Raw genomic sequence first — 12,510 nt, forward strand, 5'->3', positions numbered from 1 at the left:
TACCGGTTGTTCGATAACGCACGCATGCGGCCCGGCGACAGAACGAAGGAGGGACTTGAACACGTGAACCCATACACTCTGGAGGACGCATGCGCAGGAAAGCTCCGATTTCGGCCGCCGTCGCAGCCGCTGCACTGGTGACGGCCACTGCCCTGACGGTCGCCGGTTGTGGGTCGACCGAAGGAACACCTGAAGCGGCGGCGAGTTCCACGGCAGCCAGTTCAACGGCGTCGGCGACATCGACGGCAAACGAAACCGAGACGACGGTAGCGAGCTCTCCCCCGCCACAATCGAACACCCGCACAAATGCATCCACGACGGCGACTACGACAGCAATCCCCGCTTCGGGTCCCTGTCTCGACGTCGGCTCCTCGCTCGTCACCGACGCCATCGGCACGCTGGGCACCGACATCAACGGGGGCAATTGGATACCGAGATCCGCGAGCGAAGAACAGATCGGGAATTGTCCTGACCTGCTCTGGGTTTCGGTGGACGGCGACGGCGTCGGCGATGCGACTTACCAGTCACACGTCCTGTTCTTCCACGACGGAACATACCTGGGCACGGCTACCAGTGAGCCGTACTCGTACACACACGTCATCGACAGCAACAAGGATTCGGTATCCGTCCAATACCGTTGGCTGCTGGACGACGATGCATTCTGCTGTCCCCAAGGCGGACCGAACATAGTGAACTTCACGTGGAACGGCAGCGCCGTGGTTGCCGACGGCCAGTTCCCGCCCTCCTGAACCTGCCTGGGTCCGAGAAGGCCCTGAATGCAACTGTGCCCCAGCGACGACGGTCGCTGGGGCACAGTCTTGTTCGATCTACTCGCCGGCGCTCCTACTCACCGACACCGAGTTCGCGCAGGCGAGTCTTGTACAGCTCGATGTTGCCGAGCTTGATGTCTTCGTAACCGCGAACCACGTCCGGCAGTGCCGCGATCTCGACGGCGCGATCGTATCCGTCGGTTGCGAGCGTACGAGAGAGGTCAGCGATCATGGCCTCGTACTCGGCGAGCAGTTCACGCTCGACCTTGCGGACGTGCATGTAGCCGAAGGGGTCGAGCTTGGTACCGCGAAGCTTCTTACCCTTGGCCAGAACCTTCAGTGCAACATGCGACTTGGGTCCGAGACCGATCTTCTTCTTGCGGCCCATCACTCGAAGGATCGGCGGGTGGAGCTTGTAGGTCAGGTTCTCCCCGGCCGGCACCTGAGACTTGACGTCCTCGATGAATGCGGGGTCGACCAGCATACGAGCAACTTCGTACTCGTCCTTGTACGCGGTGAACTTGAAGAGGCCGCGGGCAACAGCCTCGCTGAAATCGGTCCGCTCGGTTGCGGCACGTTCGGCGGTCCAGACTGCCTGAACCTGATCGATGTAGCGCTGGGCGATCTTGACGGACTGGAACTCGATGAGCTGCGCCGCACGCAGTTCCACCAGTCGCAGGGTTTCACCGGTGAAGGTGGTTCCGGCGAACATGTGAGCCGGTGCGACAACGGGTTCGCGGACGGACTTGGCCGGCGTGGTGACGGCCGAGAACGCTGCGGTGTCGGCAATTGCTGCACGACCCCAACGGAATGCCGCGATGTTCGCGTCCACGGCAACGCCGTTGATGCCGATCGCTTCTTCGATGGCCTCGGCCGGCAGACGAAGTCCGCCGCTCTGGTAGGCCGCACCGATCAGCAGGAAGTTGGCTGCTGCGGTGTTACCGAACAACTCCTGCGCCGCGGCGAGTGCGTCGAACGAACGCAGGGTGCGCGACACCTTGTCGAGACGGGCGAGGAGTGACGTCTCCTCGGGGTAGCGAACAGCCTTGTCGTAGACCATGTCTCCGGTCGGCGTCTGCGACGTCGAGGCGATGGAGACCGTCTTCTCGGCGTTGCCGTAGTCGAGGTTCTTGTTGTCCGTCGCGGTCAGCAGGTCGAAGGCGACGATGCAATCCGCACTGCCCGGAGTGAGGCGGTTGGACGGCTCGAGCGCGCTGGAGCTGAAACGCAGGTGCGAGACAACCGGTCCGGCCTTCTGGCTCAGTCCGATCTGGTCAAGGCTCTCCACCTCGAGGCCGGCGCGCAGTGCAGCCGTTGCGAGCACCTGGTTGACGGTCACGATGCCGGTGCCGCCGATGCCCGCGAGGAAAACGTTCTGCGTGCTGGTGAGCGGTCCGAAATCGGGGTCTGCGACGACGGGCGGGACGGGACGTGCGGCCTTGGGAGCCTTCTTGCCCGGTACCAATTCGACGGTCACGAACGACGGGCAATCGCCGTCCATGCAGGTGTAATCGGTGTTGCAGGACGTCTGGTCGATCTTCGTCTTGCGGCCGTACTCGGTGTCCACGGGCTGGACCGAGAGGCAGTTCGACTTCACACCGCAGTCACCGCAGCCTTCGCACACTGCCTCGTTGATGACGACCCGAGTGTTGCGAGTGGGCAGCGTGCCACGCTTGCGCTGGCGACGAGCGTCGGCCGCACAGTGCTGGTCGTAGATCAACACTGTGACGCCCTTGATCTCGCGAAGCTCCTTCTGGGCCTCGTCGAGGCGATCGCGGTGCCAGAGCTTGGTGCCCTTGGCCAGAGCGCGCTTGTTGTGACGCGAAGGCTCGTCGGCGCAGATGATGATCTGCTTGACGCCCTCGGTGGTCAGCTTGTGGCTGAGCTGAGCAACGGAGAGGGCACCTTCCGCGTCCTGTGCACCGGTCATCGCTACCACTTCGTTGTAGAGCAACTTGTAGGTGATGTTCACGCCTGCGGCGATGCATGCCTGGACAGCCAACTGACCGGAGTGGAAGAAGGTGCCGTCGCCGATGTTCTGGAACAGGTGAGGCACGTCGGTGAACGGTGCCTGCCCGATCCACTGGCTGCCCTCGCCGCCCATCTGCGTCAGGCCGGTGACAGCGCTGTCCTCACGGCCGGACATGGTGACGAGTGTGTGGCAACCGATTCCGCCGCCGCCGATGGAACCCTCGGGGATAGCGGTGGAACGGTTGTGGGGGCACCCGCTGCAGAAGTACGCGGTTCGCTTGGCGGAGAGCACGTTCAGCGACAGCGGGGCCGGGAGGGTGCGCTTGAGTTCGACGTGCGGCTTCAGTACGCGGCGCAACGGGGCGAGCAGCCGGCCTGCGGTCAGTTCACCACTGGCAGGCATGAGCAGACGGCCCTGGCCGTCACGCTTGCCGATGATGCGAGGGGCATCGTCGGTGCCGTACAGGACTTCCCGGATCTGAGCTTCGATGAACGCGGTCTTGTCCTCGACCACGACGATCTGCTCGAGGCCTTCGGCGAACTCCTTGATCTTCTCGCCCACGACGGGGTAGCACATTCCGATGCGAAGGAGACGGATCCCGGCGCGGTGCAGTGCGGCATCATCGACGCCGAGGTCTGCCAAAGCTTGACGGACGGAGTCGAAAGTTGTACCGGTGGCGGCGATACCGATCTTCGCACCGGAGGGGTTGACCTCGATCACATCGAGGTTGTTGGCAGTTCCGTACGCGTGCACAAGATCCCATCGCGGGCCGTACAGATCGGCCTCGGCGATGACACTGTCCGGCGGCGCGGCCATCTGACGCTGCTTGTAGACGAAGGGCTTGCCCTCGAACTGCACTTCCGGAACCACGATGTCGAAGTCCGCGATGCTGCCGTCGATCGTCCAGGCACCGTCTGCGACGTCGGCGACGATCTTCAGCGCTACGACGCAACCGGAGACACGCGAGAGAGCAACGGCGTGCATACCCATCGTGATGATCTCTTCGGCATTGCGTGGGAAGAGAACCGGCACGCCCATCGCGGCAAGCGAGCGCTCGCTGACGGCCGGAACCGTGGAGGACTTCGACGCGGGGTCGTCGCCCACCAGGAGGACGACGCCGCCCTTGGGGTTCACGCCGTACATGTTGGCGTGGCGAATGGTGTCGGTAGCGCGGTCGACGCCGGGGCCCTTGCCGTACCAGACGCCGGTCACGCCGTCGTGGGTCGCGGTTCCGGCAGGGAGATCCGTCTGGCTTCCCCATACCGCCGTGGCGGCGAGCTCCTCGTTGAAGCCAGGGATGAAGGTGATGTCGTGCTCGGCGAGAACCTTGGGCATGCCGTGAAGCATCTTGTCGACGCCACCGAGGGGGCTGCCCTGGTAACCGGAGACGAAGGTGGCAATACGCTTACCTGCCCGAATGTCGCGAACGTGCTGCTCGACGAAGCCGCGTGCAATTGCCTGAACACCGGTCAGCAACACCGGTCCCGATCCCGACCGGTACCGATCATCGAGGTCATAGGGCTTGGCCTGGGCTACGCCCGACACCAGTTCAGTCATCGTGGACCACCGTTCCGTCTGCAGTGCATTTCAACTACCGTGCATTTTCAACAACCGCGTAACTCGATCTGTTCAGATGATCGTGGTCGAGGTATGTGAAAGCGTCAACAGAGGCTTGTTCAACTATTCAAATTGACAATTTGTGAGCCAAATCACGTGACCTAGGTCATCGAATCAATCAGTTGGAGACCCGTTCGTGGCGATACGGCGAAACGGACATAAAACGTTCCCGACAATGCACACCGAGAACTTTCTTGACATTGACGCAACGTCAACTTGCATGCTGAATGAGCACAACCGATCCGAGAGTAGGAACTCCACGTGAGCGAATGGTCCATCCAAGAACTCGCCAAATCCGCAGGTACCACCAGCAGAACGCTGCGTCACTACGGCGATTTGGGACTCCTGGAACCGAGTCGCATCGGCGCCAACGGCTACCGCTTCTACGACGAAGACGCCCTGGTGCGACTGCAACGCATCCTTCTACTTCGGGAACTCGGACTCGGATTGCCGGCCATCGCCGAAGTCCTCACCGGCGAACGCGATACGGCCGCCGCACTGCGTACGCACCTCGAACTCCTCGAGCAAGAGCGCACGCGGATCTCGAGACAGATCGAATCGGTCAACAGGACCTTGAACAAGACGAAGAATGGTGAATCACTCATGCCGGAAGATGTTTTCGACGGGTTCGACCACACCCGATACAAGGACGAGGTCATCGAGCGCTGGGGCAAGGACGCCTACACCAGCGGCGACAACTGGCGGCGGTCGATGTCGGAGCAGGACCGTAAAGCTCATCTGCAAGCTCAAGCCGACATCGCAGCGGCATTCGGAAAAGCACTGACAGCGGGGCTGTCCGCGGAAAGCGACGACGTCCAGACGATTACCCGAAGACAGTTCGAGTGGATAAAGATCGGTTGGCAGGGAAGGACTCCCAGCGCCGACGCCTTCACCGGACTCGGCCAGATGTACGTCGACGATCCCCGCTTCACTGCAAACTACGACAAGTACGGAGAAGGCACCGCTTCGCTGGTCCGTGACGCGATGAAGGTCTACGCCGAGCGCAATCTGCACTGACGCCGATCAGTCCTGCCCACTGCCGAGGAGGTTGTGTCGGTGCGCTGCCGCGACAGCCTCTTCCCGGGAATGCGCACCGAGTTTGCGATACAAGGCTCGGAGGTGACTCTTCAGCGTGTTGTTGGATACGAACAACCGCCGCGCGATCTCACCGATCGGAATGCCGAGACCCAGTTCCACGAGAACGTCCATCTCCCGTTTCGTCAATTGGACCCGAACGATGGCCGCCGGATATATCTGCGCCGCTTCGGATTCGAGAAAGGTCGCGACGGCACTGCTCGAGCCCTCGGCCCGATCTTCGAGTTGCCTGATCAGATCACGCGGTATCGTCGCCAGGGCCGACAGGACACCGGAGGTTTCGAGCAGTCCGCGAGCTTCCTCCCATGTACTCGCGGCAGCGGGGATCCTGCCCAGTTCACACAGAGCAGCGCATTCGATCAGCAGAGATTCGAGCCGAAACCTCGTGAGATACTGCCCGCTCCAGTCGATTTCGCGGCACAATTCCAATGCCTGGGACGGCGACCCGGTCAGGAGATGCGTCCGCGCCACGGAGACCGTGACAACTGCAAACGTATGTGGCGCAGCGACTGATTCTTCCAGCGCCTTGGTACCCTCCCCGGACGCCAACAGAAGATCGATACGTGCCGCGGTGAGAAGCGCGTCACCGAGCGATCGTTCACACGGATTCACGTGCCCGTGCGTTGCCACTGCGCGCTGGAGGGAAATCAGCCCCGAGAACGGGTCCGATTGCAGCAGTGCAAATCTGGTGTAAGTGTAGGCCGCGAACGCCCACAGGTCGCCCGGCGGTGTGACCTCGGCGAGTGCGTCCATCGCGGCAGCTCCGGCGTGCAGGTCCACGCTGTCGCACGCCACCAGTGCCCGCGCGATCGCTCCCCCCATGTGCGAGGGCGGTCCCAACCATCCCGAAACGTCCGGGTGTGTGCTTTCCAGGTGCAGCCAGTCCGTCGCGTGCGCGACGTCCCCGATCAGCGCGGAGTTGAGCGCGGCATTGCCTGCGGCGTGACGCAGGACGAACTCCGGACCATGTTGCACCGCACCTTGATAGGCGAGTCGCAATTCCACCGCGGCATCACCGAGGTCACCGGTCAATTGATGCGAGACCCCCCAGATCAGCCGCAGGGCGGGCAGTTGAGACCCCAACGCGCCCAACGACTCGTCGCCGAGGCCGTACACGACGTGCGCCAATTTGCGCGTGATCTCGGTAGAGCGTTGGTACTTACCGGATGTTCTCAGCACCACCGATTGGACAGTTCCGACGTTCAACAAGCTGTGCGCATGCGGACTACCACCTATCGCACGCAATTCCGCCGGTTCCGTCGGTAATGAATCGCCGTTGATCAACTGCGGCCGCAGACGTGATTCGAGCAGGTCACGACCCACCAGAATCGAAGGGTTCGAACTGAGTACGTCACCGGGTATGGATTGCAACGCAGTCCGGACCAATCCGGTGTGATCGACCAGAAGATCAGCCCAGTGGCGCTCGAGTATGTCGAGCACCCTGGTCCACTTGCGTCCGTCCAAGGCGTAGTGAACGGCACCGGCTATATCCGAAGTCCCGAGAGCGTGATCGACGAGAACCTGGAAGGGATCTTCGAATCCATCCCCTTGTTCGGCCCGTATCTGTATGAATGCCAGTCGAACTGACGGCGCGAAGTACCAGGACGGTTCTCCCTCGAAACCATTCCGGAAGATCAGACCGAAAGACTCGAGCAAGTCCAGTTTGCCCTCCACGTCAAGATCGTCGGACAAGACACGAGCGATCTCTGGTGTCACCGTGCGGGCAGCGGCGATCGTAGTCGCGAAGTCGAACAACTCGAGCGACTTGCCCGACCGAGGAGCGGTCCGACTGACGTACGCGTGGATCGCCTGGTCCACTCGCTGCTGAACGCGTTCGCGTCCACGGCTCGGTTCACTCAGCCCCGCAACCGCACTCAGAGCAACCTTCATCAGCACGGGAACGCCGGCAACGCGTTCACAGATCGAATGGACGATGCCCGAGGGAAGGTGGATCCCTGCCTCCGCGAACAGAACGGTGGACTCGTCGAGTGTGTATCTGAGGTCGTTCGCGCACAGGTACTCGTCCACGCGGACGTCTTCGAGCAAGTCCGTCGCAGACCGATCCTGCAGCGTGACGACTACTTTCAATCCGGGAAGCCGCACGATCAGATCCACGATTCGGCGTCCCACCTCGTCACCCTCAACCAGGTCGATGCGGTTGAACACCAACACGAATGGTGCGGGCGACGAGTCGAGGAGTGATTCGATCGCGCCCACTGGATCCTCGCGCATTCGTGGCGGGGCCTCGAGTGATTCCAGCGAATCCTGAATTACTGCGAGCGCGGTGTTCCAGTACTCGAGGGGGGTCATCCGATGCGATGGCGCCGGCACCCAGACAACCGGTCTGCTCGGCACCTGCCCGAGAGTCGTGAGCCACAACGCGGCGAGTTCCGTCTTGCCGAACCCAAGCGGCGAATCGATGACAGTCAATCCCGCCGAGCGTTCCATCAATCCGAGGAGGCGGGGACGAATCGCCGTGGCTCCACGCCCGGCAAGCCGCCTTTGCAGCGTGCCCCTTCCTCGAGGATTTCGCTTTGCTCGAGATAGCTGCGATCGATTCGAAGTGGACCTCATGATGGCCGACGAACGAGCAGTCGATCCCCGCCGAACTCGAGATTTCTTTCGAGCATCGAACTCCCAACCTGTCCACCCATAACGAACAACATAGACAGCTTCGCCGCGACACGCGAGCACTGGCCGTCTCACAAATACGCCCGATTTGTCTCATGATGTGGGCTCGGTCACTATTGACGTCTATTTGCGGGAGAGTGACTGCGACCTGCGGGATCTGACATATCATGCCCGCGTGTCGATGAATTCCGCCCGCATCCGCGTGTCGACCCGATCGGTCGATCCTGCGGACGCCGACGACTTCTGGCGCAGTGTCACACGTCCGTTCTTCGTCACCGACCGAATTGACCCTGACACATCTCTCGAAGGCTCGATCACAGCGCTTTCCATCGGAACCTCGTTGATCGGTCAAACTACCTTCAACACACAGAAGTACACCCGAAACAATCGGCTGATCGCCGAGAGCGGACTCGACGATGAATACATGGTCCAGGTCGTCCTCGACGGGCAGTTGAGCGGCAACGCCGACGGAGTCGATTTCGTCGCACGTCCAGGCGATGTCACATTCTTCGACCTCGGGCGTACCTGGACCGCCGACGCGGAGGCGGAATCGACAGGGCGCACCATCACGCTCCTCGCACCGCGTTCCCTCGTCGAGGCCGAGTCGAAGGGTCGTTCTCTACACGGGACGGTACTGCGCGGAGTTCCTGCCGTCGTGCTCGCTCAGTGCATGCAATCGGTCGTACTCGCGCTACCGCATCTCGATCCCGATGCTGCGGCCGGCTACGAGGACGTCGTCGCTTCCCTCCTTCGTGTCAGCTTGGGTATCGCCGAACCTGATCTGTCGCCGCGGCCCGATCACTCTCTCCGCGATCGTGCGTACGCCTACATCGCCGAGCATCTCTCGGAGACCTGGCTCGGCCCGACGAGCATGTGCGCAGCATTGTCCGTCTCCCGGGCACAGCTCTATCGCGCATTCGCATCCGACGGCGGAATAGCTCTTGTCATTCGGCGGAAGCGTCTCGAACTCGTCTACCGCGAATTGACCAGAACCGAGATGCCGAACGAAACGATCGAAGCGTTGGCCCTGCGATGCGGCTTCACCTCGAAATCCCAGTTGGCGCGAGCGTTCAAGGACTTCTACGGGATGACCCCGAGCCAAGCCCGAACCGACGGCAGACGCACGATCGGGGACCCGTCGATCGCACGCCTGCACCGCCGACTCGAGTTCTTCAGCCCCTGAATCCGAGATACTCCACAGCCTCGCGAGCGTGCCTGTGTTCTAGTTGATCCATGAGCTGGGTCGACAAGGAACTGAGTCTGGCTGCGCTCACAGGTGCGGTCACAGGTGTCGCCGTGATGATCCCGATAGTCGGAGATGGAGCCTGGTCCTGGATAGGACTGTTCATGTCGGCTGTCGTCGCTACTGGTGACCCGGTGCGAGATGCCGCAGGGTTCCCGATGTCCTTGATCGTACTGGCGGTCATCGCCGCAGTTACGTACGTGTTCTCCTACCTGCTCGCCCCCGCCCGGGCCTCCGAAACCCCGTAAGAACCTCTGCTTCATCACGATTCGTCCTCCGAACCGCGGTGGAGATCAATAATTCCATGACAGGCAGCGAGCTCAGATCACTTCAGCTGGAAATGAACCGGAGAACAAACTGCTCGATGCCTTCCGATATGACCTTGGTCAGCGCGGTGAAGTCGTTCGACCAGCGTTGAATATCCAAGCTGCTCATCACTTTCCTCCGTTCTTCGTCCCGCTGCCCGTGACTGCACAACGTATGCGGGACGTTGGGGCGCACTGGAACTATCTGCGAGAACGCGGTTTCCGTTACCAATTGACCGGTCGAACAGCACAGCTTTTCGCTACCGCATCAGACGGTCACTTCTTCGACCGGTTTCTCCTCGTGGCTCGCCGCGCCGAAGACGGCCACGGCGACGGCGCCCGCGATTGCCCCGACGAAGCCGACCACGGCAAGCCATTCCAGGCCCGGTCTCGACGCGTCGCCGAGCACCACGACGCCGACGATTCCCGGAACCACCGTCTCGCCGACAACCAGAGCCGCTGTCGCTCCGTTGACGGATCCCAGTTGCAGCGCCACCGTATGCAGATAGAAGCCGCCCAGGCCCGAGACGAGGATCGCCCAGCCTGCCGGATCGCGGAGCATGGTGCCGATTTCGAACGGATCGATTCCGTAGACCACGCGTACGGCAATGGCCAGACAGCCGAACAGCACACCCGAGATCAACCCGGCGACAACTGCTGCGCGTGAGCCCAACCATCGGATCAAACCGATGCCGATCAGCAAGATCAACGCCGAGCCCACGAGGACACCCCAATGGACGACGTCGTTGGAACTCCCACCGCCCGCGTGACCTGACGACAATCCGAGCAGCAGGAGCGATCCGATCACCGCAGCGATCGCGAACCAGTCGCGACGATGCAGCTGGATGCCGAGGACCACGGTCCCCAGCACTGCCGTGATGACGAGATTGGCACTGACCACTGTCTGCGACAAGAACAGTGGAATGAGCCGCGCGGAGATGGCACTTCCGGCGAATCCGACCGCATCGAGCACGGTGCCCAGGATGAACGACGCCGTCAGCGCGGCCGCGAACGTCGAACGCAAGGTCGGGCCACCCGACGCCGTCACGTGTCCGGCCTCGCCACGCTGCTCGGCGGCAGCTGCCGACTTGCGCGCGCCGTAGGCTTGCAGCACGGATGCAACGCCGTACCCGACGCATGCCACGATCGCGGCAATCAGTCCGATCAGCATCGAAATTCCACACGAAGTTCCTGGGCAATGGTCATGGAGATAGACCCTGCCTTATTTCCCCAGGCCTGACATCACCCTCAGGTATTCGAACAAGTGCTACCCGAGAAGTACACCGACCGCCCCTGACCGGTACCTGGGGACACCCCGACCCCTAGTGGAATTGCTTGAGAGCCCTGATCTTGTTCATGACGTCGAGCGCCGCCACCTTGTACGCCTCGGACAGTGTCGGATAGTTGAAGACGGCGTCGACAAGGTATTCGACGGTCCCGCCGCACCCCATCACCGCTTGGCCGATATGCACGAGATCCGTTGCACCCGAGCCGAAGATATGAACACCGAGCAGTTTCAGGTCATCCGTCGACACCAGGATCTTGAGCATCCCGTAGGTGTCGCCTGCGATCTGCCCGCGTGCGAGTTCGCGGTATCGGGAAACCCCGACCTCGTACGGCACCGATTCCTTGGTCAAATCGACCTCGGTGGCGCCCACGTACGACACCTCGGGAATCGAGTAGATGCCGATCGGCTGCAGATCCATCGGCTTCGCGCCTGGTTCGTCGAAGGCATGATAGGCCGCGAGTCGACCTTGATCCATCGACGTCGCCGCCAACGCCGGGAATCCGATGACGTCACCGACGGCGTAGATGTGTTCGACCTTGGTGCGGAAATTGTCGTCGACGTAGATACGGCCACGTTCGTCGGCTTCGAGCCCGGCGTTCTCCAGCGCGAGTGGCGCCGTGAGGCCTTGCCGTCCAGCCGAGTACATCACGGTCTCGGCTGGAATCTGCTTGCCGCTGCGCAGCGTCGTAAGCGTTCCGTTCGCTCCGACGTCGACGGCCGTCACTTCTTCACCGAATCGGAAAGTGACCGCCAGATCGCGTAGATGGAATCGAAGCGATTCGATGACCTCGGGGTCGCAGAAGTCCAGCATCGACGTCCTCTTCTCGACGACGGTGACCTTGGTGCCGAGTGCCGCGAACATCGATGCGTACTCGATACCGATCACTCCCGCGCCCACGACGACCATGGTGGTCGGGATGGAGGTCAGATCGAGGATCCCGTCGGAGTCGAGCACCCGGTGACTGTCGAAGGACACCCCCGCCGGGCGAGCAGGCAACGTTCCGGTCGCGATCACGACGAACTTCGCCGTGATCGTCATCTTGTCTCCGCGCGAGGCGTCCTCGACGAGGATGGTGTGCTCGTCGACGAACGAGCCGACCCCTACCAACAATTCGACGCGGTTGCGCAGGAGCTGAGATCGAACGACTTCGATTTCTTTGGTGATGACATGCTGGGTTCGCGCCAGCAGGTCGGCCGGAGTGATGTTCTCCTTGACGCGGTAACTCGCGCCGTACAGTTCGCGTTGGTTCATCCCGGTGAGGTAGAGAACCGCCTCACGCAACGTCTTCGACGGAATGGTGCCGGTGTTGACGCACACTCCCCCGAGCATGTTGCCTTTCTCGACCATCGCTACCCGTTTACCCAGCTTGGCCGCCGCGATGGCAGCCTTCTGCCCACCCGGGCCGGAGCCGATCACAACCAGGTCGTATTCCATCGGATCAGTCATCGCTTAGAAATACCGTCTGCATACGACCGGCAGATGCCGAGCATGTCAATACTCGGTGAACAATCCGCGCGCCGAAACGACACGACGGCAGTACACGAACCCTGTTGCAATTAAAAGAGATACAGCCGAATTAATACGAAAC

Annotated in this window: 8 protein-coding genes; 4 read left to right on the top strand and 4 right to left on the bottom strand. The window is 61.7% G+C overall.

Going from position 1 to position 12,510, the window contains the following annotated elements; genetic code table 11:
• Positions 1 to 89 precede the first annotated feature (89 nt).
• Positions 90 to 749 (top strand): LppP/LprE family lipoprotein, encoded by a 660-nt coding sequence (locus tag RHP72_RS22940; RefSeq protein WP_003940243.1) that lies wholly within the window; start codon positions 90 to 92, stop codon positions 747 to 749.
• Positions 750 to 843: 94 nt separating this feature from the next.
• Here the strand turns inward: RHP72_RS22940 and RHP72_RS22945 are convergent, their stop codons facing one another.
• Entirely contained in the window at positions 844 to 4,299 is a 3,456-nt protein-coding gene (locus RHP72_RS22945) for an indolepyruvate ferredoxin oxidoreductase family protein (RefSeq protein ID WP_042921773.1), read from the bottom strand.
• Between the two features lie 321 nt (positions 4,300 to 4,620).
• Here RHP72_RS22945 and RHP72_RS22950 point away from each other — a divergent pair, with 321 nt between their 5' ends.
• Positions 4,621 to 5,376, top strand: coding sequence for a MerR family transcriptional regulator (locus RHP72_RS22950; protein ID WP_311093846.1), 756 nt, complete (start codon positions 4,621 to 4,623; stop codon positions 5,374 to 5,376).
• A 6-nt stretch (positions 5,377 to 5,382) separates the two neighbouring features.
• Here the strand turns inward: RHP72_RS22950 and RHP72_RS22955 are convergent, their stop codons facing one another.
• Positions 5,383 to 7,902 carry a LuxR C-terminal-related transcriptional regulator gene (locus RHP72_RS22955; RefSeq protein WP_311093847.1) on the bottom strand — a complete coding sequence of 840 codons (2,520 nt, stop codon included), beginning with the start codon at positions 7,900 to 7,902 and terminating at the stop codon, positions 5,383 to 5,385.
• A 364-nt stretch (positions 7,903 to 8,266) separates the two neighbouring features.
• Between RHP72_RS22955 and RHP72_RS22960 the strand changes: the two genes are divergently transcribed.
• Both RHP72_RS22960 and RHP72_RS22965 read left to right on the top strand, forming a co-directional pair.
• Positions 8,267 to 9,268, top strand: coding sequence for an AraC family transcriptional regulator (locus tag RHP72_RS22960; RefSeq protein ID WP_311094892.1), 1,002 nt, complete (start codon positions 8,267 to 8,269; stop codon positions 9,266 to 9,268).
• 50 nt (positions 9,269 to 9,318) lie between these two features.
• A complete protein-coding gene (locus RHP72_RS22965; protein ID WP_311093848.1) occupies positions 9,319 to 9,576 on the top strand; it encodes a hypothetical protein in 258 nt (85 codons plus the stop codon).
• A gap of 325 nt (positions 9,577 to 9,901) precedes the next feature.
• Here the strand turns inward: RHP72_RS22965 and RHP72_RS22970 are convergent, their stop codons facing one another.
• The gene (locus RHP72_RS22970) at positions 9,902 to 10,804 is read right to left on the bottom strand and encodes a hypothetical protein (RefSeq protein WP_003940348.1); all 903 of its coding nucleotides are present in this window, start codon (positions 10,802 to 10,804) and stop codon (positions 9,902 to 9,904) included.
• A gap of 151 nt (positions 10,805 to 10,955) precedes the next feature.
• Positions 10,956 to 12,368, bottom strand: coding sequence for a Si-specific NAD(P)(+) transhydrogenase (sthA, locus tag RHP72_RS22975; RefSeq protein ID WP_277377516.1), 1,413 nt, complete (start codon positions 12,366 to 12,368; stop codon positions 10,956 to 10,958).
• Positions 12,369 to 12,510 lie beyond the last annotated feature (142 nt).

The sequence above is a fragment of the Rhodococcus sp. SG20037 genome (assembly GCF_031763325.1).
GTDB lineage: Bacteria > Actinomycetota > Actinomycetes > Mycobacteriales > Mycobacteriaceae > Rhodococcus_F > Rhodococcus_F qingshengii.